Annotated in this window: 28 protein-coding genes and 1 pseudogene; 21 read left to right on the top strand and 8 right to left on the bottom strand. The window is 65.1% G+C overall.

Going from position 1 to position 25,431, the window contains the following annotated elements; genetic code table 11:
• The first annotated feature begins 137 nt into the window (after nt 1–137).
• The 11 genes from KYK14_RS00990 (at nt 138) to KYK14_RS00940 (ending at nt 8,826) form a co-directional block, all read left to right on the top strand.
• Nucleotides 138–1,253: a c-type cytochrome gene (locus KYK14_RS00990; RefSeq protein WP_219156181.1), complete on the top strand. Its 1,116-nt coding sequence runs from the start codon at nt 138–140 to the stop codon at nt 1,251–1,253.
• Nucleotides 1,254–1,326: 73 nt separating this feature from the next.
• Complete coding sequence (locus tag KYK14_RS00985) at nt 1,327–1,821, top strand: DsrE family protein (protein ID WP_219156179.1); 495 nt, start codon at nt 1,327–1,329, stop codon at nt 1,819–1,821.
• A 53-nt stretch (nt 1,822–1,874) separates the two neighbouring features.
• Nucleotides 1,875–2,831 (top strand): molybdate ABC transporter substrate-binding protein, encoded by a 957-nt coding sequence (locus tag KYK14_RS00980; RefSeq protein ID WP_219156177.1) that lies wholly within the window; start codon nt 1,875–1,877, stop codon nt 2,829–2,831.
• Nucleotides 2,832–2,844: 13 nt separating this feature from the next.
• Nucleotides 2,845–3,609 (top strand): substrate-binding domain-containing protein, encoded by a 765-nt coding sequence (locus tag KYK14_RS00975; protein ID WP_219156175.1) that lies wholly within the window; start codon nt 2,845–2,847, stop codon nt 3,607–3,609.
• Nucleotides 3,610–3,684: 75 nt separating this feature from the next.
• Nucleotides 3,685–5,565 carry a cytochrome c oxidase subunit I gene (locus KYK14_RS00970; RefSeq protein ID WP_425514664.1) on the top strand — a complete coding sequence of 627 codons (1,881 nt, stop codon included), beginning with the start codon at nt 3,685–3,687 and terminating at the stop codon, nt 5,563–5,565.
• Nucleotides 5,566–5,650: 85 nt separating this feature from the next.
• Nucleotides 5,651–5,938: a hypothetical protein gene (locus KYK14_RS00965; protein WP_219156173.1), complete on the top strand. Its 288-nt coding sequence runs from the start codon at nt 5,651–5,653 to the stop codon at nt 5,936–5,938.
• Nucleotides 5,939–5,947: 9 nt separating this feature from the next.
• Complete coding sequence (locus tag KYK14_RS22285; protein ID WP_219156171.1) at nt 5,948–6,592, top strand: TMEM175 family protein; 645 nt, start codon at nt 5,948–5,950, stop codon at nt 6,590–6,592.
• Between the two features lie 73 nt (nt 6,593–6,665).
• Nucleotides 6,666–7,154 carry a hypothetical protein gene (locus KYK14_RS00955; RefSeq protein ID WP_219156169.1) on the top strand — a complete coding sequence of 163 codons (489 nt, stop codon included), beginning with the start codon at nt 6,666–6,668 and terminating at the stop codon, nt 7,152–7,154.
• Nucleotides 7,155–7,239: 85 nt separating this feature from the next.
• Complete coding sequence (locus KYK14_RS00950) at nt 7,240–7,758, top strand: Dps family protein (protein ID WP_219156167.1); 519 nt, start codon at nt 7,240–7,242, stop codon at nt 7,756–7,758.
• 142 nt (nt 7,759–7,900) lie between these two features.
• Nucleotides 7,901–8,563 (top strand): MBL fold metallo-hydrolase, encoded by a 663-nt coding sequence (locus tag KYK14_RS00945; protein WP_219156165.1) that lies wholly within the window; start codon nt 7,901–7,903, stop codon nt 8,561–8,563.
• Between the two features lie 53 nt (nt 8,564–8,616).
• The gene (locus KYK14_RS00940; protein WP_281421269.1) at nt 8,617–8,826 is read left to right on the top strand and encodes a DUF202 domain-containing protein; all 210 of its coding nucleotides are present in this window, start codon (nt 8,617–8,619) and stop codon (nt 8,824–8,826) included.
• A 119-nt stretch (nt 8,827–8,945) separates the two neighbouring features.
• Here the strand turns inward: KYK14_RS00940 and KYK14_RS00935 are convergent, their stop codons facing one another.
• The 6 genes from KYK14_RS00935 to KYK14_RS00910 all read right to left on the bottom strand — a co-directional run bounded on the left by KYK14_RS00935 (nt 8,946) and on the right by KYK14_RS00910 (nt 15,820).
• Nucleotides 8,946–10,418 carry a YncE family protein gene (locus KYK14_RS00935; RefSeq protein ID WP_219156161.1) on the bottom strand — a complete coding sequence of 491 codons (1,473 nt, stop codon included), beginning with the start codon at nt 10,416–10,418 and terminating at the stop codon, nt 8,946–8,948.
• Nucleotides 10,419–10,530: 112 nt separating this feature from the next.
• On the bottom strand, nt 10,531–11,760 hold the full coding sequence (locus tag KYK14_RS00930) for a hypothetical protein (protein ID WP_219156159.1): 1,230 nt from the start codon (nt 11,758–11,760) through the stop codon (nt 10,531–10,533).
• Nucleotides 11,761–11,868: 108 nt separating this feature from the next.
• Nucleotides 11,869–13,275 carry a YncE family protein gene (locus KYK14_RS00925; RefSeq protein WP_219156157.1) on the bottom strand — a complete coding sequence of 469 codons (1,407 nt, stop codon included), beginning with the start codon at nt 13,273–13,275 and terminating at the stop codon, nt 11,869–11,871.
• Between the two features lie 71 nt (nt 13,276–13,346).
• Nucleotides 13,347–13,697, bottom strand: coding sequence for a CopM family metallochaperone (gene copM, locus KYK14_RS00920; RefSeq protein WP_219156155.1), 351 nt, complete (start codon nt 13,695–13,697; stop codon nt 13,347–13,349).
• A 228-nt stretch (nt 13,698–13,925) separates the two neighbouring features.
• Nucleotides 13,926–14,708: a LytR/AlgR family response regulator transcription factor gene (locus KYK14_RS00915; RefSeq protein WP_219156153.1), complete on the bottom strand. Its 783-nt coding sequence runs from the start codon at nt 14,706–14,708 to the stop codon at nt 13,926–13,928.
• Nucleotides 14,705–15,820: a sensor histidine kinase gene (locus KYK14_RS00910; RefSeq protein ID WP_219156151.1), complete on the bottom strand. Its 1,116-nt coding sequence runs from the start codon at nt 15,818–15,820 to the stop codon at nt 14,705–14,707. Before KYK14_RS00910 ends, KYK14_RS00915 begins: the two co-directional genes overlap by 4 nt.
• Between KYK14_RS00910 and KYK14_RS22280 the strand changes: the two genes are divergently transcribed.
• The 3 genes and pseudogenes from KYK14_RS22280 to KYK14_RS00905 all read left to right on the top strand — a co-directional run bounded on the left by KYK14_RS22280 (nt 15,819) and on the right by KYK14_RS00905 (nt 17,225).
• The gene (locus KYK14_RS22280) at nt 15,819–15,950 is read left to right on the top strand and encodes a hypothetical protein (RefSeq protein WP_281421265.1); all 132 of its coding nucleotides are present in this window, start codon (nt 15,819–15,821) and stop codon (nt 15,948–15,950) included. The genes KYK14_RS00910 and KYK14_RS22280 overlap by 2 nt on opposite strands.
• Before the next feature lie 141 nt (nt 15,951–16,091).
• Nucleotides 16,092–16,325: pseudogene (locus tag KYK14_RS22025) on the top strand (NAD(P)-binding protein); the annotation flags it as partial.
• Nucleotides 16,326–16,331: 6 nt separating this feature from the next.
• Complete coding sequence (locus KYK14_RS00905; protein ID WP_246601630.1) at nt 16,332–17,225, top strand: flavin monoamine oxidase family protein; 894 nt, start codon at nt 16,332–16,334, stop codon at nt 17,223–17,225.
• Between the two features lie 37 nt (nt 17,226–17,262).
• On the opposite strand, the gene KYK14_RS00900 is transcribed toward KYK14_RS00905, so the two are convergent.
• Nucleotides 17,263–18,051: an SDR family NAD(P)-dependent oxidoreductase gene (locus KYK14_RS00900; protein WP_219156147.1), complete on the bottom strand. Its 789-nt coding sequence runs from the start codon at nt 18,049–18,051 to the stop codon at nt 17,263–17,265.
• A gap of 129 nt (nt 18,052–18,180) precedes the next feature.
• Between KYK14_RS00900 and KYK14_RS00895 the strand changes: the two genes are divergently transcribed.
• The 7 genes from KYK14_RS00895 (at nt 18,181) to KYK14_RS00870 (ending at nt 23,981) form a co-directional block, all read left to right on the top strand.
• Nucleotides 18,181–18,546, top strand: coding sequence for a cupin domain-containing protein (locus KYK14_RS00895; RefSeq protein WP_219156145.1), 366 nt, complete (start codon nt 18,181–18,183; stop codon nt 18,544–18,546).
• A 465-nt stretch (nt 18,547–19,011) separates the two neighbouring features.
• On the top strand, nt 19,012–19,857 hold the full coding sequence (locus KYK14_RS00890) for a chromate resistance protein ChrB domain-containing protein (RefSeq protein ID WP_219156143.1): 846 nt from the start codon (nt 19,012–19,014) through the stop codon (nt 19,855–19,857).
• 100 nt (nt 19,858–19,957) lie between these two features.
• On the top strand, nt 19,958–20,608 hold the full coding sequence (locus KYK14_RS22020; protein WP_246601621.1) for a DUF1259 domain-containing protein: 651 nt from the start codon (nt 19,958–19,960) through the stop codon (nt 20,606–20,608).
• A complete protein-coding gene (locus KYK14_RS22015) occupies nt 20,605–21,006 on the top strand; it encodes a DUF1259 domain-containing protein (RefSeq protein WP_343217041.1) in 402 nt (133 codons plus the stop codon). The genes KYK14_RS22020 and KYK14_RS22015 overlap by 4 nt, the downstream gene beginning before the upstream one ends.
• Before the next feature lie 69 nt (nt 21,007–21,075).
• Nucleotides 21,076–21,747: a chromate efflux transporter gene (chrA, locus tag KYK14_RS00880; protein ID WP_219156141.1), complete on the top strand. Its 672-nt coding sequence runs from the start codon at nt 21,076–21,078 to the stop codon at nt 21,745–21,747.
• 1,016 nt (nt 21,748–22,763) lie between these two features.
• Nucleotides 22,764–23,039, top strand: a complete 276-nt coding sequence (locus KYK14_RS00875) for a hypothetical protein (RefSeq protein ID WP_219156139.1) — start codon at nt 22,764–22,766, stop codon at nt 23,037–23,039.
• A gap of 30 nt (nt 23,040–23,069) precedes the next feature.
• Nucleotides 23,070–23,981, top strand: a complete 912-nt coding sequence (locus tag KYK14_RS00870) for an ArdC family protein (protein WP_219156137.1) — start codon at nt 23,070–23,072, stop codon at nt 23,979–23,981.
• 287 nt (nt 23,982–24,268) lie between these two features.
• On the opposite strand, the gene KYK14_RS00865 is transcribed toward KYK14_RS00870, so the two are convergent.
• Nucleotides 24,269–25,243, bottom strand: a complete 975-nt coding sequence (locus tag KYK14_RS00865; RefSeq protein ID WP_219156135.1) for a replication initiation protein — start codon at nt 25,241–25,243, stop codon at nt 24,269–24,271.
• Between the last annotated feature and the right edge of the window lie 188 nt (nt 25,244–25,431).

Here is a 25,431-nt window from a genome sequence, read left to right as displayed (position 1 = left end):
CTTGGTCGGGGCAAAGCGGCCAGATGGCAACGCCGGCTTTACCCGATTTAACTTGTTGACTGTCTGTATTCCGCAAAACATATTGTTTTGCGCGCTGGCTGGTCTTTGCCGCCTGTTTCACCTCTCTCCCTGGCCTCATGGAAACCACTCCCGACCCCTCGCCTCGCCTGCAGCCGGAAGACAAGCAGGCCTTCATCAAAATCGCCGGCCTGCTGACCTGGGTGATTGCCCTGATGGTGCTGGTGGTGGCGTTCACGGCCTACATCGTCATCTTCAACCCCAAAACGCCGGACCTGCTGGCCGATGCCCCGGCCACAACGGCCGCCGCTGCGAGCGGCCCGGCCGTCGCCGGCGGGGCCGGAGCGGGCAAAACCAATTTTTTCCAGCCCGCCCGCTTTCTGCTGGATAGCGTGAAGCCTGACCCGGAGGGCCAGCTTATCCGCTACGGCCACGAGTTGATTGCTCACACCGCCCACTACCTCGGGCCGCAGGCAGCCAGCCCGGCGCTGCGGCTGGCCGGCAGCAACCTGGCCTGCCAGAACTGCCACCTGCAGGCCGGCCAGAAGGCATTTTCGGCTCCCTACGTGGGCATCTGGGGCATTTATCCCACCTACAAGGGGCGGGAGGATGCCATCAGCACCCTCGAAGACCGCATCAACGGCTGCATGACGCGCAGCCTCAATGGTCGGCCCCTGCCGCTGGACGGCAAGGAGATGAAGGCCATCATCACCTACATGAAATGGCTGGGCCGCCAGGTGCCGGTGGGGGAGAAGGTGAAGGGCCAGGGCTTCGTGAAGTTCACCATGCCCAACCGCGAGGCGAATCTCGGGCAGGGCAAAATCGTCTTCGCCCAGCAGTGCGCCAGCTGCCACGCGGCCAATGGCCAGGGCCGCCTGAACGGCACGCTGGCTTCGGACGGCTACCAGTATCCGCCGCTGTGGGGGCCGGACAGCTACAACGACGGGGCCGGGATGCACCGCCTGCAAACGGCGGCCCGCTTTATCAAGGCCAACATGCCCTTCGGGGCCACGGCTGAGCACACCATCCTCACCGATGACGCCGCCTACGACGTGGCCGCCTACATCAACTCGCTGCCCCGGCCGCGCATGGCCCACCTGGAAAAGGACTACCCCAACCTGAAAAAGAAGCCTGCCGACTGTCCCTACCCGCCCTACGCCGACCCGTTTACGCAGCACCAGCACCAGTTTGGTCCCTACGCGGCGATGGAAGCGGGCAAGAAGGGCGGCGAGTAGGTCCGCCGCCGGTTCCCAACTCCTTCTGTTCATTTTTCACCGCACTGCTTCGGTGGTGCCATACCCGATTCCCATGAAACACCTGCTGCTGACCGCCGCGCTGCTCGCCGGCCTCACCTTCTCGGCCCGCGCCCAGACGCCCGCCACCCCCAACGCCACCGCCATGAATGACCGCGAAGCTTTTCAGAAAGGTACCTTCCAAGGGGCCACGGCCGACCAGGCCCAGTACCACGTCATCTACCAGCTCGACAGCGACGACCCCAAGCTGATTCAGCAGACGCTGCGCAACATCGGCAACGCGCTGGAGGACAGCCGGCTTAAAGGCAAGCTCACCGTGGAGCTGATTGCCTTCGGCGGGGGCACCACGCTCTACCGCAAGGACCAGCCCTACGAGGCCCAGCTCACGGCCCTGAAGCAGAAAGGCGTGATTCTGGCCCAGTGCCTGAACACACTCAAGGAAAAGAAAATCAGCAAGGACGAGCTGCTGCCGCTGATTTCCTACGTGCCCAGCGGCAATGGGGAGCTGATTATCCGCCAGGCCCAGGGCTGGTCGCTGGTGCACCCGTAACGCCGGGCTCCCCGCTGCTGCGTTGCTTTTCTCCGCTTGACTAATCCAACCTCATGAAACCCCTTCCGCACCTGCTGCTGGCGCTGCTCCTGGCCGCCCCGGCCGCCCTTTCGGCCCAGACCATGCCCACCCCAAAGCCCGCCCCCGTGGAGCCGGCCCACCATTTCGACCCGCCCTGGAACGCGCCGTTTCAGGCCGGGGTGCCCTTCACGGTGCCGGGCATCGACAACGCGCCCGACCTCTACGGCGACGTGGTGGACCCGCAGCTGGTGGTGTTTTTCGGGGGCAACCAGTTCATGGTGCTCGATGATTTGCTGAAGGAGTTTCGCAAGGCCCACCCCGAGTACGTGCGCATTTTCGTGGAGACGCTGCCGCCCGGCATCCTGGCCAAGCAGATTGCGCAGGGCAGCCTGGTGGTGGGCAACCTGCGCATCGAGCTGAAGCCCGACGTGTACGCGGCCGGCAAAAACCGCATGGACATGACGCCGGAGTGGTTTGCCCGCACCACCAGCTACGCCCAGAACCGGCTGGCCATCCTGGTGCGCCAGGGCAACCCCAAGAAGGTGACCAGCCTGCGCGATTTGGGCCGGCCCGAGGTGCGCGTGAGCATGCCCAACCCGGCCTGGGAGGGCATCGGCAAGCGCATCGAGGAATCGTACGAAAAGGCCGGCGGCGCGGCCCTGAAAACGGCCGTGATGACGACCAAGGTGAAAGCCGGCAGCACCTACCTGACCCAGATTCACCACCGCCAGTCGCCTATGCGGGTGCTGTATGACCAGTCCGACGCGGCCCCGGTGTGGTACACGGAGGCCTTTTATCAAAAAATGCTGGGGCATCCGGTGGAAAGCGTGGACATCCCGGCGAAGGAAAACATCATGGCCAACTACGTGGCCGGGGTGATGAAAGCCGCGCCCCACGCCAAGGCCGCCGAAGACTTTGTGGCCTTCCTCAACAGCCCCGCCGGGCAGGCCGTGTACCAGAAATACGGCTTTTTGCCGCCCGTGAAATAACGCCTTGCTACCCATGAAAACGTCCCCGCTCACCCGGCTCCGCCGCTTCGCTCTATTGCTCATGTCTCCTGCTCTGCTCGCGGCCGCGCCGGCCGCCGCCCAAACCCTGCACGTGTACGGCCCCGGCGGCCCGGCCACGGCCATGAAGGAATGCGCCGCCGCCTTCACCAAGCAAACCGGCCTGGCGGTAGAAGTCACGGCCGGCCCCGAGCCCAAGTGGTTCGAGCAGGCCCAGCAGGATGCCGACGTGGTGTACGGCGGGGCCGAGTACATGCTCACCCAAACGGCGCTGGCCCACCCCGGCTTCCTCGACGAAGCCAGCCGCACCAGCCTCTACGCCCGCGAGTCGGCGGTGCTGGTACGCCCCGGCAACCCGCTGCACATCAAGCGGCTCGAAGACCTGGCCCGGCCCGGCGTGCGCCTGCTCGACGTGAACGGGGCCGGCCAGATGGGCATGACCGAGGACATGGCCCGCAGCAGCGCCCTCATCAGCAACCTGCAGCACAACACCAAAACGTCGGTCAAAACCAGCGCCGAAGCCGTGGACCTCTGGCAGCAAAAGCCCCAGGACTACGACGCCTGGATTACCTACGCCTCGTGGCAGCCGCGCCTGCCCGGCTCGGCCCTGGTGCGCCTGCCCCGCGACCAGCGCGTGAGCCGGGGCACGCCGGTGGCCCTCACCCAGCGCACCACCCAGGCCGCCACGGCCCGGCAGTTCGTGGCCTTTCTGCAGTCGGCCGACGGGCACGCCATTTTCCGCCGCAACGGCTGGGAGTAGGGCTGCTTGCGGCCGGGCACCGGGCGGGCCGGGTTACCAGTCTATTTGTGTTTCACGCTTTTATCGCCGTACGCCATGGCTGACTTCCCCCTTATGCCCTTGCCGGACCCCGCTGCGGGCTCCCTAGCGGTTCCCGTGCCCGTCGCAGCCGATGCTGCGACGGCCCACGCGGCCCACGAAACGCCGTCGTGGCTGTTTCGCTACGTGTTCAGTCAGGACCACAAGACCATTGCCAAGCAGTACCTGCTTACGGGCATGGCCTGGGCGCTGGTGGCGGGCACGCTCTCCACGCTGTTTCGCCTGCAGCTGGGCTGGCCGGAGGGCTCGATGGCGTGGCTGCGGCCGGTGCTGGGCCACTGGATTGTGGAGGGCAAGCTCAACCCCGAATTTTACCTGGCCCTGGTGACGATGCACGGCACCATCATGCTGTTTTTCGTGCTCACGGCCGGGCTCAGCGGCACGTTTTCCAACCTGCTCATTCCCCTGCAAATCGGGGCGCGCGACATGGCCTCGGGCTTCATGAACATGCTCTCGTACTGGTTTTTCTTCCTGTCGAGCGCCGTCATGTTTGCCTCGCTCTTCGTGGAAACCGGCCCGGCGGCCGGCGGCTGGACGGTGTACCCGCCGCTTTCGGCCCTGCCACAGGCTATTGCCGGCTCGGGCCTGGGCCAGACGCTCTGGCTCGTGAGCATGGTGCTGTTCGTGGTGAGCACGCTGCTGGGCGGCGTGAACTACATCACCACCATCCTCAACCTGCGCACCCGGGGCATGAGCCTGACCAAGCTGCCGCTCACCATTTGGGCGTTTCTGATGACGGCCATTCTGGGGGTGCTCACGTTTCCGGTGCTGTTTGCCGCGCTGCTGCTGCTGGTGTTCGACCGCTCGTTTGGCACCTCGTTTTTTCTCTCCGACATCTACATTGCCGGGCAGGCCCTGAGCAACCAGGGCGGCTCGCCGGTGCTCTACCAGCATTTGTTCTGGTTTTTGGGCCACCCCGAGGTCTACATCGTGATTATGCCGGGCATGGGCATCGTGTCGGAAATTCTGGCCACCAACGCCCGCAAGCCCATTTTCGGCTACCGGGCCATGATTGGCTCGCTGGCGGGCATCCTGCTGCTCTCGTTCGTGGTGTGGGGCCACCACATGTTCGTGACGGGCATGAACCCCTTCCTGGGCTCGGTGTTCATGTTTCTGACCCTGATAATCGCCGTGCCCTCGGCGGTCAAAACCTTCAACTGGCTGGCCACGCTCTGGCGCGGCAACATCCGCTTCACCACGGCCATGCTCTTCAGCATCGGCTTCGTGAGCTTGTTCGTGGCCGGCGGCCTCACGGGCATCGTGCTGGGCAACGCCACGCTCGACATTCAGCTGCACAACACCTACTTTGTGGTGGCCCACTTCCACTTGGTGATGGGCTCGGCGGCCTTCTTCGGCATGTTTGCGGGCGTGTACCACTGGTTCCCGAAGCTGTTCGGGCGCATGCTGAACGAAAAGCTGGGCAACCTGCATTTCTGGCTCACCTTCGTGGGCGTGTACCTGGTGTTCATGCCGATGCACTACATCGGCATCGCCGGCTTTCCCCGCCGCTACTACGCCTGGACGGCCTTCGATGCTTTCGCCCAGTTCGGCGACCTGAACCGGTTCATCTCGCTGGCGGCCATTGCCGTGTTTCTGGCGCAGTTTATTTTTCTGGCTAACTTCTTCCACAGCATCTGGCGGGGCCGCCGGGCCACCGAAAACCCGTGGCGCTCGAACACGCTGGAATGGACCACGCCCGTGGAGCTCGGGCACGGCAACTGGCCCGGCGCGGTGCCCGCCGTGTACCGCTGGCCCTACGACTACAGCAAGCCCGGCGCGGTGGCCGACTTCATCCCCCAAACCGTGCCCTTCTTGCAAACCCCGGAGTCGAACCTGCCGCAGGAGCAGCAGTGGCAAGGCCAGGCCAGTGGCGAATAGCGCGAGCCGCCGGCTAAAAAGGTAGGTTAGAAAAAGCCCGCTGCCGTACACGCGGTAATAGCTTCTCCCTCATTCCCCAACCACCATGACCAGACTCACTCAACTCGCTAGCTTGCTCGCCTTAACCGGCCTGCTATTCACCGGGATAAGCCCATCGGCCCACGGCCAGGAAGGCGGCGAAATGCTCAAAAAAGAAGGCAAAACCGACGGCAAGATGCTGCGCGAGAACCGCCGCATGCTGCGCGACGGCCACGTGAACCACGGCCAGAGCCTCAGCAAAGAGCCCAAGCTCATTCGGGAGGAAGACCGCCTGGACCACCGCCATGCCCCCGCCCCACGCAAAACGCGGCGTGCAGCCGGCCCGCCGCGCTAGCCGATGGCCATGTCTTCGTCCCACGCGCCATCCCTGGCCTACACCGAGGTGGCGGGCCAGAGCCTGCGCCGCATCGAGTCGCTGAGCGACGGCGTGTTTTCCATCGCCATGACCCTGCTCGTGCTCAACCTGCGGGTGCCGGCGGCCGCCCTGGTGCGCACCGAGGCCGACGTGGGGCCGGCGCTGCGGGCCCTGCTGCCCAGCGTTGGGGGCTACGTGCTGGGCTTTTTGTCGCTGGGCATTTTCTGGGTGTGCCAGAGCACGCAGTTCACCTACCTGGCGCGCAGCGACCGGCGGCTGGCCTGGTGGCACATTGCCTTCCTGCTGGTGGTGGGGCTGCTGCCCTTTTCCACGGCCTTTCTCACCACCCATTTCCCGCTGCGCGGGGCCGTGCTGGTGTACTGGGCCAACCTGCTGCTGCTGGGCGCGGCCCTGCTGGGCAGCTACCGCTACGCCCGGCACCACGGCCTGCTGTTGCCCGAGCACGCGGCCGTGGGCCGGGCCCTGGTGCGGCGCCTGGGCCTGATGCAGGTGCAGTACGCGGCGGCGGCTGGGCTGTGCTTTATCAGCGTGCCGGCCGGGGCGGGCCTGCTGCTGCTGGTACAGCTCAACTACGCGCTGGGCCTGGTCGCCGACCGTTGGCTGGGCGACTGAAGCACCTATCGGGGCCCGGTTGGTGGTCCAATACTCCCCATTTGCCTGTTCTATGCCCATGCCGCACCCGCTCATGAAAAAACACCCCCGCCTGTTCCTGGGCCTGCTGGCCGGCCTGGTCGCCATCACCGCCAACACGCTGGTGCTGAAAGCCGCCCCGCTGCTGCCCGTCAACGCCGAAAGCGGCGGCCTGCTGAAACTCGCGCTGCTGCACACCACGCCCTTGCTGCCGGCCGGGCTGCTGCCCGTGGTCCAGGCCGCGGGCTTTAAGCTGCTGTTTCACTACCTCACGGGGCTGGGCATGGTGGGGCTGTACGTGCTGGTGTTCGAGCCGCGGCTGCCGGGCAAGGGCTGGGTGAAGGGCGGCCTGTTTTCGCTGCTGCCCTGGGCCATCAACGGCCTTGTGGTGCTGCCGTTGCTGGGGCAGGGCGTGGCGGGCGTGCACGCCCTCACGGCCGGCGGCATAGCGTACTTTTTTGTTGCCAATGCGGTGTTTGGGCTGGTGCTGGGCGGGGTGTATGCGTACCTGCGCCAGCGCCAGACAGCTGGGGCCGGGGCCTGAAACAAAACGCCTGAGACTGTCATTTTAAGCGGACGCCTTTGCTTTTCACTCATTTTAATCACCCTTTACTTGCCCCCTTTATCTTATGGCTGCCCCTTCCAAACCCCAATTGCTGCACACGCCCTCGGACCTCGACGAACGGGGCCGGGCCCGGCTAAGCGACAGCTTGAACGTGCTGGTCTCGGACCTGTTCGCGCTCTACCTCAAAACCAAGAACTACCACTGGCACATGAGCGGCCGGCATTTCCGCGACTACCACCTGCTGCTTGATGAGCAGGCCGACCAGCTTTTTGCCATCATCGACCCCACGGCCGAGCGGGTGCGCAAGCTCGGCTTCCCAACGGTGCATTCCATCGGCGAAATCGGCCGCAAGCAGCGCGTGAAGGACAACGACGAGCACTACGAAAACCCGCTGGAGATGTTGGCCGACCTACTCAGCGAAAACCGCCACCTCGCCCAGCACATGCGCGAAACGCACCAGATTGCCGACGACATCCACGACGTGGCTACCGCCAGCCTGCTGGAGGTGTACATCGACGAAGCCGAACGCCGCGCCTGGTTCCTGTTCGAGTCTTCGCGCGAGGTAAACCGAGCCGCTGGCTAGGTCCGCCAAAAGCGCCCGGCCGGCCGCGTTTTCGGCGCGTGGTTAGCCATTGCCGTAGCCGGTAACCCAGCCTTTTACGGTGGGGTACTGGCTACAGGAATGGGACATACGTTCTTAAAAGGCCTAGCCAACCCGCTGTTTTATGAAAATCACCAAATACATCCACTCCTGCCTGCTGTTCGAGCTGGACGGCCAGCAGCTCCTCTTCGACCCCGGCAAGTTTTCCTTCATCGAAGGCCTGGTGCAGCCCGAGGTTTTTAAGGACGTATCGGTCATCATCATCACCCACAACCACCCCGACCATCTCGATGTGGCGGCGCTGAAGCGAATCGTGGCTTTGCGCCAGGCCGTCATCATTTCCAACCGCGAGGTGGCGACCGAACTGAAAGCACACGGCCTCACGGTGCAAATCCACGAGGAAGGCCCCCTGGACCTGGGCGCGTTTCAGCTGCTGGCCATTCCGGTGCAGCACGAGGCCATTCTCGACAGCCCGCTGCCACAGATGACCGCCTGGCTCGTGAATGGCAAGGTGCTGAACCCGGCTGATTCTTTTGCCCACAACCTGCTTCGGTTCGCGGGCGTGGAGCTGCTCATTCTGCCCGTCACCGCACCTTTTCTTACGGAGCTGGTGGTGGCCGATTTCGCCCTGAAAATGCGGCCCAAGCAAATTCTGCCCGTGCACGACGGCTATCTCAAGCCCTTCTTCATCCAGCAGCGTTACGAGAACTACGGGCCGTACTTTGAAAAGCACGGCATTACGTTTCATCGGCTGGCCGAACCGGGCAATGCCATTATCCTCCCGTAGCCCGCCCCCTTACGCTTCTTTCCCCCACCAGCCCACTCGCCCTCTCGGACCGGCTGGCCAATGAGCGGACCTTGCTGACTTACGTGCGCACCAGCCTGGCGCTGGTGGGCTTCGGGTTGGCGCTCATTCGATTACACCCCGAGCGGGGCGGCCGGTTGGGGTACTCCGCGCTGGCCGTGGCGGGGCTGGTATTAGCGGTGGGGCTGCTGCGCTTCCGGGCGCACCGCCGGGAGCTGGCGGCCTGCCAGCTCCCGGATAGCTGAACTATAGGAGATACCCATCATACCGCCCGCCCGGCGCTACCCAAAGCGGTAGGCTTGCGCCAATAAAAAAAGGCCCCTGAAGCGCCATGCACCAAGGGCCTTCGCCGTCGTCGGCCGGCTTACGGCTGCGTGAGCGTGACCGCGCCGGCGGGGTTTTTGTCGCCCAGCACCACCACGGCAAACCGGCCGGGCAGCCGCAGCCGAATCTGGTAATAGGCGTTGACTTCCACCTTGCCCTCCGCGTCGGTTTTGAAGGTGATGACGGGCTCCGGGGCCACCAGCGTGGTTTTGTTGTCCGACAAGTACAGGGTGTAGCTCGTGTTCGGCGCCAGCTGTTTCAGCGCCAGCACCAGTTCGTCCACGTCTTCGGTGGGGCGGATGGTGGCCCCGCCGCCCACGCCGGGCACCGGCGGCGTGCCCAAAGGCACGAGGCGGATGTTCACCGGCGCAACGGGCGTGAAGGCTTCCAGCCCACCCGACCCGGGGCTGCCGCCGCCCGCCTTCACCACGTAGAGCAGGGCCTGCGGGGCCTGGCCGCTGCCGGTTTCGGTGAGCTTGGTATTCGTTTTGGTATCGATGCTGACCAGGGCGTCGCCGTTTTCCAGGCCCACGTAGAGCTTGCTGCCGTCCCCGTTGGGCCACAGGCCGTGCGGGTTCGGGCCCACCGGAATCGTGGCCAGCAGCTGACGCTGCCGGGAGTACACCTTCACCGCGTTTTCGCCGCCCACGGTCACGTAGGCGAAGTCGCCGGCCGCCGCGCCGCTGAAGCGGGTGCCGCCGCCGGGGCCGGCCAGGTTCACGTGGTTGGTGCCGGGGCCGGTATCAATCACGCCCTCCACGGCGTAGGTCTGGGCGTTCACCACCGTCACCTTGCCCACGTCCTTGTGCGTCATCCACACCTGCTGGCCGTCCTCGGTCACCACCAGGTTGGGCGAGAACTTGCTCACCACCGGCACGCGGGCAATGACTTCGCGCTTCTTCACGTCAATCACGTCGAGCATCGCCGTTTGGGAGTGGTCCACGAAGGCCACCTTGCCGTCGGGGCGGAAGACCACCATGCTCGGCTCGTGCTCGGTGGCGATGTTTTTCACCACGGCCATTTTCTCCACGTCAATCACCGTCACGTAGTCCTTGCCGCGCACGGCCACCCAGAACTGCTTGCCGTCGGGCGTGAAAAAGCCCTCGTGGGGGTTGCGGTCCACGTACACCTTGCCTTTCACCGCGTTGGTGGCCAGGTCGATGAAGATAACGGCGTTGGTGAGCGTGGCAATCACGCCCAGCGTCTTGCCGTCGGGCGACACGCCCAGCCCGTGCACGTTGGACTCCAGGTCGTAGAGCGGGCTCAGGAACTCCGGCCGGCCTTTGCCCAGGCGAATCACGCCCAGCAGCCGGTTGGTGCTCGGGTCGTGCACCGACACGGTGTTCGACGACTGGTCGGCCAGGTACACCCGGTCGGCGGCGCTGGCCGCGATGGGGCCGGGGTCGGGCGGCACCACCATGTCGGGTTCGGTTTCCTCGCTGTTTTTTTTCGAGCAGGCCCCGAGCAGCAGGGTGGCCGCCAGGGCCCAGGTGGAGAAGTTGGCTATGCGCATCGCGGTGTGGAATGGAGTGAAGTGGAAGGACTGCGAAAAAACGAAGGCTGGCCCTTGAAGAAACGGGCCAGCCTTCGGACCGTTGCGGCGCTACCGATTAATATTTAGGGGTTTAGCGCGGGGCCGGCGTCAGCAGCTGGCCGTTTTCGATTGGGCTGATTTGCACCACCTGCGTGGCGCTGCCGGTTTTGCCGGCCGCGTCGGTCACCGAGGATTTGATGGTGACGCTGGTTTTGCCGCCGAGCTGCAGGGTGCCGCCCACGCTCCAGCCGAAGGTGGTGCGCACGAAGCCGCTTGGGTCCAGCTCGCTGCCGGCCGTGTTGAAGACCGGGGCCAGGTTGCCGCCGGCCGGAATCACGTTGCCGTTGGGCTGCAGCAGGGGCACGTCGAAGGTCACGTTCAGGCCCGGCACGTAGCGGTTCACGCCGGCCCGCGACTGCGTCTTGTCCTCTATCGTACCCCGCTCGGCGTCAGTCTTGCCAAAAGCGCCCGCGCCGTTTTCGGCCACGTTGAGGCCGTTGCGCGACTTGTCCAGCGCCGACACCTGAATGAAAAACAGCGCGCCGCTGGTGGGCGGGGCCGGCAGCACGCCCGCCGCCTGCAGGCCGGGGCTCACGCTGCTGGGCGTGCGCGGGGCAATCATGGTCACGGTGGGGCCGTCGGGCGTGTCGGCGCCGCCCAGCGTAATGGGCTTGGGGGCGGGGGTCAGGGCCTCGCCGCTGAGGGCGCCGTTGGGGCCGGCCCCCACCTTGAGCAGGCGCGTGGCGGTGGCCGTGCGTCCGGCGCGGTCCTTCACCGAGGTGGTGAGCGTGAAGCTGCTGGTGTTGGCCGCTACCGATTCAAGCACGTGCCAGCTCACCCAGATGGTCACGCCGGGTCCGGGCGTGTCGTCGGTGCCGGCGACGTTAAAGAGCGAGGCCAGGTTGGTGCCTTTGGGGATGGTGCCGCCGTCGGGCTTAATCAAATCCACGTCGACGCTGGCCGTGAAGCCGGGCAGGTTCACGTTGGGCTGGCCCACGGCCGCCGCGTTGCGGATGTTGAGGCTTTCGCGGGTGGGAATGGTCACCGTGTCCTTGGTCACGATTTCCAGGTTGATGGCGAAGCCCGAGCCGTTGAAATCGAGCGCCGTGGGGGTGCCCAGGCGGGCGCCGGGCGCCACGGTGGCGCCTTCCACCGGCGAGACAATGTTGAGCACCGGCGGCGCGCTGGTGTCGGTGATGGCCTCGTTGTCCTTCTTGCAGCCGCCGAGCAGCAGCGCAACAGCCGCTACCGGCAGCAGGAAGCGCTTCAAGGACTGCACCAGGCCATTGGAAGCAGTCAATTGATTTGAAATGGTACGCATGGGTTAAGGTTAAATAAGAGTCGGTTGAATGTGGTCAGTTCGTCAGTTCGGAGGGGCACGGTTGCCTAGCCGTCTTGAATAAGTATCCGGCCGCCGTACTTAGCCGCGCTATTCGGCCATCAGCGCGGGCTCGCCGTCAGTGGCTTTGGGCGCGACGATTACCCGCGAAAACTTTTTGCCCGCCGGGTTCAGCTCGCCGCCCGCGATGCGCTGCACCGGCCCCAGGGCCTGGCCCATGGCCGCGCCTTTGGCGTCGGTGCGCACGGTGGTCAGGGCGTAGTCGCGGGCATAGGGGGCCTTGGTGCCGCTGGTCAGGAAGATGTCGTAGTCGGTGTTGGGCAGCAGGCCGCGCAGGGCGAACGTGGCCAGGTCCACCAGGCCTTCCGAGCGCAGCGTCATGGTGCCCGTGGCGGGGCCGGCGGTGGGCGGCTTGAGGGTGCGCACCACGGCGGGCTGGTCCACCAGCTGCCGGCCCAGGCCGGTGGTCGTGGCCGCGCCGGCCGGCACGGCGTTGGGCACGTACATCAGCGCCATCGGGGCCTGCCCCACCTTGATTTTGGCCAGCACTTTATTGCTCGTGGTGCTGATGGCCACGGCCGAGTCGCCGTTTTCCAGGCCCACGTACACCCGGCTGCCGTCGCCGGAGGGCCAGATGCCGTGCGGGTTGGCCCCGACGGGAATGGTCGCCAGCTGCCGGAAGTCCGGGGCGCGGCTGTACACCTTCACCACGTCCTCGCCGCCCACGGTCACGTAGGCAAACTTGCCGGCGGCCACGTCCACCGTGGCCACGTGGTTGGAGATGGGGCCGGTCGCCAGCACCCCGCTGATGGTGAGCGTCTTCGTATCGAGTACCGACACCTTGCCCACGTCCTTGTGGGTGAACCAGATTTGCTGCCCGTCCCGGGTGGGAAAGATGTTGGGCGAGAAGGGGCTCACCACCGGCACCTTTTTGATGACTTTATAGGTGGCCACGTCCACCACGGCCAGCTCGGGCGAAAAGCTGGAGCACACGAAGGCCCGCCGGCCGTCGGGGCTGAAGGCGATTTGGCCGGGCCCGTTGGGCACGGGCACGCGGCGGGTTTCGCGCATGCGGGCCACGTCAATCACGGAGAGGTAGTCCTCGCCGCGCACCGTTACCCAGGCCTCCCTGCCGTCGGGCCGAAACGTGGCTTCGTGCGGGGCGCGGCCCACGTACACGCTGCCCCGGATGGCGTTGGTGGCGGTTTCGATGAACGTCACGTTGTTGGAGCCCACCGACACCACGGCCAGCAATTTGTGGTCAGGCGAAGCGCCCAGGCCGTGCACCAAGGCCTGCCCTTTGTAGAGGGCCGAAAGCAAATCGGGCTGCGGCTTGCCCAGAATAATCTGGCCCAGCAGCTTGTTGTCCGCGGGGTCGATGACCGAAACGGTGTTGGAAATCTGGTCGGCGGTGTACACCCGGTCGCGGTGGCTTACGGCCTGGGCCGCGGCCGCGCCCGACACCAGCAGCAGGCCGGCAAGTAAAGTGGATTTCATGCGGGGAGAAAAAGGTAAGAACGTCCTGCTTCGACTGCGCTCAGCAGGACGTTCTAGGTGAAAGCAGTTATTTATTTAGAAGATTGCGCGGCCACCGGGTGCTGCTTCAGCCAGGCGGCCATCTGCTGAATCTCGACCTGCTGCTCGGCAATGATGCTCTGGGCCAGCCGGCGCAGGGCGGGGTCTTTGCCGTAGAGCAATTGCAGGCGGGCCATGTCCACGGCGCCCTGGTGGTGGGGCAGCATCATGGCCGCGAAGCTGGCGTCGATGTCGTCGGGGCTCGCGCCGGTCATGCGGCGCATCCCCTCGTCCATCACCACCATCACCGAATCCATGCCGTGCTGGAAGGCGGCGACCGGAGTACCCGGTGCGGCCGCGTGGTCCATCTTCATGCTGGTCATGCCCGGACTGGAATGGGCCATGCCCGGCATCGGGTGGGCGCCGGCCGGGTGGTGTTGGGCGCGGGCCGCAACGGCGCTGCCGCAGGTGAGCGCCAGTAAAAAGAGCAGGGATTTGGTCATGTCGTGCACCGGGGCCGCCCCGTTAGCGGGGGGCTGGTGGGCTAACGCGCAACCAGGGGAAATGTCTGCCGCAGGAGGGCCAACTGGACCAATACCCGTTTGAACCGGCCTTCAACGGCCCGGGCCGGCTCAGGCGAAGCGCTTGAGCAGCTGCTGCACCCCGGCGCTGTAGCTGCGCGAGGAGGTGACGTGCTGGCCGTTGGCCATGCGAAACAGGTACTCGCCGTGCGACCAGTGCTTGAAGTCGACGATGTGGGCGGTGTTGACGATGCACGAACGGTGAATGCGCAGGAACACGGCCGGGTCCAGCCGCTCGGCCAGCTGGCCCAGGGCCGTGCGCAGCGGGTAATGGTGCCCGGCCCCGTGCAGCAGCACGCCGTTGCCGGAGGCTTCGAAGTAGCAGACCTCGGCGGCCGGCACGAAGAAGCTGCGCGCCGGCAGCTTCACCAGAAACTGGTCCTGGTAGTCGGGCACGGCCGGGGCGGGCCAGCAGTGCAGCAGGGCCGCCAGCGCGGGGCCGGGGGCCGGGCTCTGGCGCAGCGCCAGCTGCTGCGGCACCCGGCCCACGCAGTCGGCAAACCGGTCGGGGTCGAGCGGTTTGAGCAGGTAGTCCACGGCGTGCAGGGCGAAGGCCTGCACCGCGTACCGGTCGTAGGCCGTCACGAACACCACGAGCGGCAGCGGCTGGCCGGCCGCCTGCAGCCGGCGCAGCACCTGCACGCCGTCGAGGTCGGGCATCTGCACGTCCAGGAAGACGATGTCGTAGGCGCCGGTTTGCAGGGCGGCCAGGGCCTCGGTGCCGTTCGCGCATTCACCCGTCACGGCCAGTGCCGGGAAATCGGCCAGCAGCTCGCGCAGCAGGCTGCGCGCCAGGGGCTCGTCGTCCACCAGCAGCGTGCGAATAAGCTTCATGCGGGCAAATGCGTTGCACCGGCCGCCGCCAGCCGGAACGGGATGGACAGGCGCAGGCAATAGCCGCACGCCGGGGCCGACTCCACCGCCAGCGCATACTCCGGGCCGTAGAGCGTGGCCAGCCGGCTTTCCAGGTTGCGCAGGCCGATGCCCCGCGCGGCGGTGTCGGCCGCCCCCTGGCCATTGTCCTTGACTTGCAGCAGGAGCCGGCCGCCCTGCTTTTCGGCCCGCACGGCCAGCTCCCCGGCCCCGGCGCGGGGCGCCAGGCCGTGGCGCACGGCGTTTTCCACCACCGGCTGCAGCAGCAGGGCGGGCAGCAGCGCACCCTCGGTGCCGGGGGCGATGTCGTAGTGCACGGCCAGCCGGTCGGGGAAGCGGGTTTGCTCAATTTCGAGGTAGAGGCGGGTGAGGCGCAGCTCCTGTTCAAGGGTCACTTCCTGCTCGTCGGTGCCTTCTAGCACCAGGCGCAGAAACTGGCTGAGCTGGGCCAGCATGCGCCGGGCGGCCTTCACGTCCTGACTCATCAGCGCCGACACGGCATTCATCGAGTTGAAGAGGAAGTGCGGCTGGAGCTGCATCTTCAGGGCCTGCAGCTGCGCCTGCACGAGCTGGGTTTCGAGCTGGGCGGCGCGCACCCGCCCTTCGCGGTAGCGCTCGCGGTACTGCACGGCGTAGGCCATGCAGAGCAGCATCCAGTAGATGGGCACCCAGTTGTTGGCGTTGGCGATGACGGTGTTTAGGGAGAAGTGGCCCGGCGTGGCCCCGCTGCCGTGCATCACGGCGGCGTATACCAGGCGGTAAGCAAGCGTGAGGATGTAGCTGGTCGCCGCGTGGGCCAGCAGGTGCCGCAGCCGGTGGCGGCTTTCGAGGAGGTTGAAGCGCGCCGCCAGGGCGAACACCACGGGCGTGAGCAGCCCCCAAATCAGCCCGTGCAGCAGGCGGCCGCCCAGGGCCTCGCGCCAGTCGGTGGGCGTGCCGGCCGAGAGGTTCTGCCCGAAAATCAGCAGCACCATGAACCCGCTGAACAGCAGCCACGCCAGGGCAATGGTGGGACCGCTCACCAGGGGCGGGGTCTTCTGCGGCGTTTTCAAGGGCCCTGCGGTCGTGCTCATGCGCTTTAAAGGTAGCGAAACCCGCCGGAGCCGCGCTGGCCGGGCATTCAAGACGGCCTTTTTAGCGGGCCAACGGGCCTTCGGGCCGGCGATGGACGCAGGCGAGCGTAACCACCGCGCCCGGGCCTAGGCACGGGTAGTTTTGCGGCAGCGGGTGGCCGTCGCGGGCCCGGGCCGCCCACAAAGCCAGACAATTCCCGTCCGACTGTGTTTAGGCAGCGTTGGATGCCGGAGGTTCCCGTAGCAGCATCGTATTGCTTTGCCCCTGAGTATGACTGTCCCTATATTTTTAAACCCGGCCGATGCAGCCCCGGTCATCATCGTTGGGGCCGGACTGGCCGGGCTCACGGCGGCCGGGGTGCTGCACGCGGCCGGCGTGCCCGTGCGGGTGCTGGAGGCCCGTAACCGGGTCGGGGGCCGCACCCTGGCCGTGCCCGCCCAGCCGGGTAGCCCGGAGGCGGAGGGGCTGGACCTGGGCGCCACCTGGGGCTGGGACCACCACCCGTACCTGATGCGTCTGCTCGGCGAGCTGGAGATGACGCCCTTCGTGCAGCCCAGCGCCGGGGCCACCACCTACGAAACCCCCGACGCCGTGCACCGGCTGCCCCAGCCGGCGGGCTCGGCCGGGTACCTGCGCTTCGCCGGCGGGGCGGCCGCCCTGTGCCGGGAGTTGGCCCGCCGGCTTCCGGCCGGAACCGTGCAGCTTCAGGCCCCCGTCACGGAGCTGCGTCAGCTGCCCGCCGGGCAGGGCATTGCGCTGCGCATCGGGGCCGGCCCGGATGCGGAGATGTGCGCGGCTTCGGCGGTGGTGCTGGCGCTGCCCCCGCGGCTGGTAGCCCACAGCATGGTGTTTAACCCCGCCCTGCCGGCCCCGCTGCGGCACACGCTGCGCGCCGTGCCCACCTGGATGAGCCACGCCATGAAAACCGTGGTGGTGTACGCCGGGCCGTTTTGGCGGGCGCAGGGGTGGTCGGACTACGCCGTCAGCCAGCCGGGCCCCCTGGTCGAAATTCACGACGCTTCGCCCCCGGAAGGCCAGCCAGGGGCCTTGTTCGGCTTTTTTGCGGCCCCGCACCCCCTGCGCCAGGCCCCGGCCGCCGAGCGCCGGGCGGCCGTGCTGCAGCAGCTCGTGCGCCTGTTTGGCCCGCCGGCCGGCATGCCGCTGGCCTACCACGAGCTGGACTGGTCCCGGGAGCCCTTCACCAGTGTGCCGGGCGACGAGCAGCCGCCTTCGTCGGTGCCGCTGCAGGGGCCCGCGCTGCTGCGGCAGCCCGCGTGGGCGGGCACCCTGCACTGGGCCGGGGCCGAAACCTCGGCCAGCGAATGGGGCCGGCTCGACGGGGCCGTGGAATCGGGCCGCTACGCCGCTGGGCAGGTACTGCGGCAGCTGGCCGGCCGTGCTTAGTTGCGCCGGGGCATCGCCCGGCTTACTACCGCCGGGCCTACATGGAACGGTGGGTTTGGGTCCGCGCCCGCAGGGCCTCGAAGTTGGCTTTGGCCACCTCGTCTATTTTCCGGGGCTCCAGGAAATTTAGCTTTATCTGCGCTTCCCGGTCCGGCCCGCCGAGAATGACGTTGATTTCCCCCTTGAGCAGGCCCTCCACGGCGGCCCGGGCCACGTCCTGGGCCGAGTCCATATTCCGCACCACGGCGGTTTTCATCATGTCCGTGTCGGTGGCCGAAGGGTAGACGGTCAGCACGTGCAGCGGGTACTGAGCCAGCTCCCGGCGCATGGCGTCCGAGAACTGGCCCACGGCGGCTTTGGTGGCGGCGTACACGCTGTAGAAGGGCATGGCGATGTAGCCGTAGCCGGAGGAGATGTTCAGGATGGCGCCTTCCGGACTTTGCTGCAGCAGGGGTAGGCACTTCTTGGTGAGCAGAATCAGGCCCGTCAGGTTGATGGTTATTTGGCCGATGACGTCCTCGTCGCTCACTTCCGTGAGCAGGCCGGCGCTCACCACCCCGGCGTTGTTGACGAGGATGTCCAGCCCGCCCCAGGCCTCGGTCACGGCGGCCACGGCCCGGTCCAGGTCGGCTACGCGGCCCACGTCGCCGGGCAGCAGCAGAAATTCAGCAGCGGGGAATTCGGCCGCCAGGGCTGCTAGCGCCTCCGGGCGGCGGCCCATGACGGCAAGGTCCCGCACGCCGCGCCGCACCAGCTCGGCCACGAGGGCTTTGCCGATGCCCACGCTGCCCCCGGTAATGAGTACCTTCTTTTTTTGCAAGTCCATGATGTCCTGTTTAGCCTAGCTTCTTAATCCACGTGGGGTAGGAAAGTTAAGGTTCCTGCACCTGCCCAGCTCCCTCTTTACGACCTTTGACGAATCAGCGGCCGAACCCGGCCGGTATTCCTGCCTCTTATGACTCCCAGCCCCATTACCCTAACCGATAAGTTCGCCCAGTTCCAGGACTTGTGGAACCCGCGCATCATCGGCGAGCTAAACGACCAGCACATCAAGATTGCCAAGGTGAACGGCGAGTTCATCTGGCACAGCCACGCCGACGAGGACGAGCTGTTCATGGTGGTGCAGGGCAAGCTGCTCATGGACTTCCGCGACCGCACCGAGCAGGTGCACCCCGGTCAGCTGCTGGTGGTGCCGCGCGGCACCGAGCACCGCCCCCGCACCGAGGCCGAAACCTGGATTCTGATGATAGAGCCCAAAACCACGCTCAACACCGGCAACGTGGAAAGCGAGCGGACGCGCCGGGATTTAGAAGAGTTGTAAAAAAGGCCAGCCGCCGGCCAGTGAGCAACGTGTGGGTGGTGGCGGGGCGGCGCTTGCGCAGCGCGATGCTGACGGCGACGCCCAGACCCCCGTTCCGGTAGAGGGGCAGGACCATGGCCCGGTCCAGCAGGCCGCGCAGCAGCACCCGGTGCACGAGCGGATAAGCCCAGCTCGAAGGCCAGCAGCGCCAGGCCCACCCAGGTCAGGGCATCGCCGAGCAGCGAGGTGGCTTGAGCCGCGTAGAGCCGGGCAAAGACGGGGTGGCGCAGGCTTGTAAAAGGAGCCAAAGCGTTGGAAGGGGCATGCCGTGAAGGAATAAAATGAGTTAAGCCCGGTTCGATAGGGGAGAGGATAGGCACTCCCCGCAGCTTTAAGCCGTTGTCGGCACCCCCTCGTCCACGGCAGGAGGTGCCGGCCACTTGACGAACCTTCTACCTTGCGGCCCCATCCCTTACCGCTTCGGCCATGCAGTGGGTCACCCGCGAACACCCCAAAATCGACCGCCTGGCCTGCCCCTGGCTTATCTTGCGCTTCATCGACCCGACGGCCGAGATTCTGTACGTGCCGGCCGCCGAGGTGGTCGGCACCGCCGAGCGCACCGGGGCCATTCCTTTTGATGTGCCGAACGTGGAGTTTTCGCACTACGGCGCCGACTGCACCTTCGACTACTTTCTGAAAAAGTACGCCCTGGCGGACCCGGCCCTGCACGCGCTGGCCCCCATCATCCGCGGTGCCGACACCGACCACCACGCCCTGGCCCCGCAGGCGGCGGGCCTGTGGGCCATTTCCGCCGGACTGGCCCACAACATCCGCGACGACCAGCAACTCCTGCAGCAGGGCCTCGTGCTGTATGATGCGCTCTACAGTTGGGCCGCGCACCTGCAAGGGCAGGCCCACACCCAGCAGCCCGAGGAGCAGCTGCTGGTGCAGGTATACACGGCCTACCTGCGGCGCGTCCAGGATAAAAATGCCCCGCCCCCGGCCTGGACCACCCAGCTGCGCGAGCTGATTCAGGACCACCTCGACACCAACCTGAGCTTGCGCCTGACCGAGGCCGCCGACACACTGCAGGTTAACCCCAGCTACCTCTCCCGCGAATTTGCCCGTTACTTCGATAACATGAGCTTCGGCGAGTATCTCCGCAAGCTACGCATCGACAAGGCCCGGCAGCTGCTCGACACCACGGCGTACCCGCTGGCCGAAATTGCTTACCTCACCGGCTTTTCTGACCAGAGCCACTTTACCCGGATTTTCAAGCAGCACACCGGCCAAAGCCCCGCCGCCTACCGCAAAAACCGGCCGCGCACGTAAAGATTCTGCCAAAGAATAAAATCGTTCTATTTTTCCACTGCCGCCACCGGTAGGTTTGCGGCTCTTCCCACGCCTCTTCCTACCATTCCCCACCCCCGCCATGCTGCATTCCCCCGTTTCCCGCCGCGAGGCCCTTAAGGCCACGGCCGTGCTGGGCGCTACCTCCCTGCTGAGCATCGACGACACACTGGCCGCCGTGTCGGCCCCAGCCGCCGGCAAAACCCCGGCCCTGAGCGCCGCCGACATTGCGGCTATCGATGCCGCCATGGGCAAGAAAGGCGCCTACAACGAGGCCCAGGCCACGCACCTCATTGCCCTGCCCCGCAATGATTTGAAGGTGAAAATCAAGGGCGAGCCCGTGCCCATCTCGTTTGGCTTCGGCGGGTGGGTGGCCATCAAGCACACCCTCGACGGCAAGTCGGCGATGCTGATGAGCGACACCGTGCTGCTGCAGGAAGAAGTCAACCCGCTCATGTCGGCCGCGCTGGCCAACGGGCTGGAAATCGGGGCCGTGCACAACCACTTTTTCTACGAGGAGCCGCGCATCTTCTACATGCACGTCTCGGGCATGGGCACGCCCGCCGAGCTGGCCCGCAAGTTCGCCGCCACGCTCAAAGACTCTAAGCTGCTGCCCGCCAACCAGCCCCGGCCCCCGCGCCCGCTGCGGCCCAGGGCAACAACGCCACCCCGGCTGCCGGCCCGCCCACGGGCAAAGAGCTGTTCGACCTGGCCGCGCTCGACGCCGTGGTGAAGTACAAGGGCGTGGTCAACGGCCCCACCTACAAGTACACCGTGGGCCGCGACGATGTGCAGTCGCTGATGATGAACACGGAAATGACCGCGGCCATCGGCCTGAACTCGTGGGCCGCCTTTGCCGGCAAGCAGGAAGATGCCCACATCGCCGGCGACATCGCCATGCTCGAGCACGAAGTCAACCCCGTCATCCGGGCCCTGCGCGCCCACAACCTGGAAGTGGTGGCCGTGCACAACCACATGCTCGGCGACACCCCGCGCATCATGTTTCTGCACTACTACGGCCGCGGCTCCGCCGCCCAGCTCGCCACCGGCTTCCGCGCCGCCCTCGACCAGCTCGGCAAGGGCAAGCGTGGCGGCGGCAGGGAAGGGATGCGCGGCGAGATGAAGCACTAGCGGTACCTGCCCTCGAGTTGCTTTCGGATGAGTGAACCGCTCCTCCCGGACCTCTGATGCCCTTACCCCATGGAAACGCCCCTGCCCGTTGCCCAAGCGCCGGCCGCGTCCTACCCGCTGTGGGCGCTGATTCGCTACTTTCTGCGCCTCGGCAGCTTGGGCTTCAGCGGGCCGGTGGCCCTCATCGGCTCCATGCACCGCGACCTGGGGGCCGAGCGCCGGTGGATTTGCGACGCCGACTACCACGAGGGCCTGGCCCTGGCCCAGATTGCGCCCGGGCCGCTGGCCGCGCAGCTGGCCATCCACCTCGGCTACGTGCACTACCGGCTGCTGGGCGCCACGCTGGTGGGTCTGGCGTTCGTGCTGCCGTCGTTCCTCATGGTGCTGGCCCTGAGCGTGGCCTACACCGCCCACGGGGGCCTGCCCTGGATGCAGGCCGTGTTCTACGGCGTGGGCGCCGGCGTCATCGGCCTCGTCGCCGTGAGCTCGGTTAAGCTCACCCGCAAGTCCATGGGCCGCGACCCCTGGCTGTGGGTGTACTACGCCGTGGCAGCGGCCGTCACCATCATTACCTACACCGAGCCCGTCCTGTTGTTTTTAGGTGCCGGCGCGGTGCAGTGGCTGCGGAAAGCCCCGCCCATCGGCTGGTTTCGCCGCTCCGGCCGCGCGTCGGCCGTGGCCCTGCCCGGCGCGGCCCTGCTGGTGGCGTTGCTCAACCGCCCGGCCGCCGGCGTGTTTTAACCAAGGCCAAGATTTGTCAGACCCTTGGATTAGGCCCGCGCATCACCTGTCCAAAGCTTAGTTTTAACCGTTCCAAAACTAAGCTTTGGACTGTTACTCTATCGTAATCTCCTTACCCGGTACGCTATACCGGATAAGTAATGCAGCCTGCGCCACGGGGTGACAGCGCCGCCAGTAAGCGCGCTAGCCGCAGCCCCTTAGGCGGGGAAACTGGATGAAGGCCAGATTGCGCCAGTTCCCGCGTTTGCTGCGGTGCATAGTTCATGGCCGGCTTGCTACCGCTGCGCAGGGCCCGGGGCAGCTTGGTGGATAGGCAAAAAAAACCACCCTCAGCGGGGTGGGCTTCCGGTCAAACAGCAAGCCGAAGCTTGTGAGAGAACAGAATTACGGTACCAACCAAACAGCACCGACCAAGCCGATGAGGCAGATACTTTTTTTGCATGGCGAAGATACGGCTTTTTGAAAGTAGGGTCGAACGTCAAGTGCTAAGCCCTTCGGATACTTTGGTGCTGGTAGCCCCGGTCGCTGACCAGGCTGCACCCTATGGAAACGCCGTAGGCACGGGACACGAATCAATGGGTTCAGCAAGGGCTCCCGAGAAGATGCTGCGATGCGGTAAAACCACCGGCTAGGATGTCTGCGGGCAATTTATGGGGTGTTGGAAATGGCTGCTAAAGGGTTCATAAAGGGCTCACCTGGAATTTTGCGAGCAGCGTAACCAGCCGCGCAGTTGGCAGAGAAGGAGAAAACGGCAGAAGACGCAGCGGCGGCATTGATTGAAATGGACCATTAGGGGCTTTCCGTACTGCTTGCCTTTGCCAAAGGTCCGCTTGTCCCTACCCTTCCCTGGGGCAACAGACTGAAGTCAAGGGGGAGGGGAACAAAAGGGAAAAAGCAACAGGCATGCCATAAAATAAGCTAAATAAGCATAAATAAATAAGCTAAATAAGCAACAATAAGCAGGCGTTTTACGTTTAATAGGTATAAGCAACGCCCACAAAAGCAGCCTCTTACTTATGGAATTCACCGCCCCGCCCGCCGCTATTTCCCCCGCCGCGCTGCTGCTGGTTTCCTCGGCCCGTCGCAACCTGCGGCAAGTGCTGAATCACCCCGCCTTCACGCCCGAGCGCCGGCAGCAAGCCGAGCTACTACTCACCGCCAGCACCAACGCCAGCCAGCTGCTGCGCTGGAAGCTGCTGGCCCTGAAAGAGTGCGAGGCCTGGGAAGATGCCGAGCTGGCCCGGGAAGCCCGGGAGCTAGGCCCCGCCGCGCATCCCGATTACGCCTACTAACCCGCTTTGCTCATTCTAACCCCCCTCGTTATGAAAGCTGCCTCTTCAACCACCCCGCGCGCCGACGTGTATGACATTATCACCAACCGCATTATTCTGGCCTTGGAAAACGGGGTTGCGCCCTGGAAGCAGAGCTGGAACGCGGCCCACGGTGCCCCCCGCAACTACCGCAGCAAGCACGTGTACCAGGGCATCAACGCTTTTTTGCTGGGCATGCTGCCCCACGAGCAGCCCTATTACCTGACCTTCAACCAGGCCAAAGAGCTCGGCGGGCAAGTGCGCAAAGGCGAAAAGGGCATGCCCGTAGTGTTCTACAAGGTTTCCAAGAAGGAGGACGCCCAAGGCCAGGAGAAGAAGGTGGCCATCCTGCAGTACTCCACCGTGTTCAACATCGCCCAGATTGACGGGGTGGACTGGGAGCTGCCCGAGCTGCCCCAGCGCGAGCACACCCCCCAGCAGGCGGCCGAGCAGATACTGGCCGGGTATGTCGACGGACCGCGCGTGCATTACGCGGGCAGCGAACCCCACTACCGCACCAGCACCGACACCGTAACCGTGCCCGAGGCCGGCAACTTTCACACGCCCGAGGACTTTTACGCAACCCTGTTTCACGAGCTGGCCCACTCCACCGGCCACGCCAAGCGCCTGGACCGGGCTACGCTCACCGAGAAGGCCTCCTTCGGCAGCGAAACCTACGCTAAGGAAGAGCTGGTGGCCGAGTTGGGCGCCGCTTTCTTGAGCAACGCCGCCGGCCTGGACTTGGCCCGGACCGAGCCAAGCACCGCCGGCTACCTCGCCAACTGGCTGCAGGCCTTGCGCAACGACAAGCGCCTGATTATCTCCGCCGCCAGCCAGGCCCAGCGAGCGGCCAACCACATTCTGGGCATCGTGCCCAGCTACGAAACCCCAGAGGCCGAGCCTGGGAACAAGGCTAGCGAGTAGGGGAGGAGTCCCGGCTTGGTCGGGGTAATCCTGCCGAGCCGGAGCGGCCCTTGCAGCCGGCGCACTGCGCCGCTGCAAGGGCCGCGGGAGGTACTACATTGATAACGGCGCGGACCGTTGACTAAGCCACTTAAGCTCAACTGTCAACTAGTGCTTAACACGCTGATAATAAAGTATTAAAAAGTAAAAAATGTTAATCACGTTTGTGCCTTTTTTTACTAAATCACTAGGTGCTTAAAAGCTCTAGAATCGGGGAGGTTTATGCAGTATTTTGTACCACTTCTGCGTTAGTTTTTAACCGGCGCCGGGGTCGGCTTGCGCAACCCCACGACCGTCAGAAACAGGCCGCCGGGGTTGGAGGAAGCTTTGATTTTACCGGTTTTCAGCTTGTAGCAGAACGCAAACAGCTCGTCCACCATCCGGGCCTCACCCAGAATCTGCTCCGTGAGCCGGGCATCGCGGATATCCAGCTCCGCCAGGCGCTGCCGGGCCATTTGCAGCCGCGAGTCGTCCAGGGGCTGCTCAAAGGGCAGGGGGAGCTGCTGGGGCTCCTGCTGCTTGATTTGAAAGCGGATGCTCTCGAACGAGCGGCCCTTCTTGACGAGCTCGTAGCCGATGTGCAGGTCGGTGTTCAGGTTGATTTGGGTGACGGCCACGTCGAGCACGTACTTCTGGAACATCGACACCTTGGTGTACTGCTCGGGCTCGACCCCCTTGGGGTCTTTGAGCGCCAGCATGACCTTGAGGTCGTGCAGAGAGAAGGTGCGGGTTTCGGCCTTGTCCTTCCACTGCGAGGCAATCTGGTAGATGCGCTTGGCGTACTTGCTGCTCAGGCTGAAGGCCGCCTGCAGCCGGAAGGAGGTGAAGTTGCGCTTCAAGTCAATCAGGTAGGGGCGAATCTTCTCCGAGATTTCCAGCTCGATGACACCCTCGCCCTTGATGTACTCGGCCGAGGCCAGCAAACCCACCTGCAGGATGCGCTTGTTGTCCTCAATCACGTACTCGCGAGTGCGCAGCGCCGAGGTGGCCTCCAGAAATTGCTGGTAGTTCCACTGCCGGCCGGTCAGGTGCTGCAGGTCCAGGACTTTGACCCGGTAGAAGGTACCGATGCGGTCCTCCTTCTTGAGCAGCGAAAGCAGGTAGAACACAATGTCCATCTCACAGGCCGTCATCTCGTAGCGCGCCGTGGTAATAGCGTTGTGCTGACGAATCTCCAGCCCCGTGGAATGGCTGATAGCTGCCGCAGTATCAAGACCTTGCATAGCCTTCGGAAAGTGGTGGTGAAAGCAAAAGTAAGCAGCCGAATCCGAAAAGAAAGCAGAAAGGAAAGTTTTCCCCCTGGCAACTTTCTTTTGGCTTATAAAACCTTTCCTTCCGGCTTATAAAACCTTTCCCTATGCTTATAAAACCTTTCCTTTAGACTTATAAAACCTTTCCTTTCGCTTATAAA

The organism is Hymenobacter profundi, assembly GCF_019334315.1.
In the GTDB taxonomy this organism is placed as follows: Bacteria; Bacteroidota; Bacteroidia; order Cytophagales; family Hymenobacteraceae; genus Hymenobacter; species Hymenobacter profundi.
This window is presented reverse-complemented; position numbering and strand designations above follow the sequence as displayed.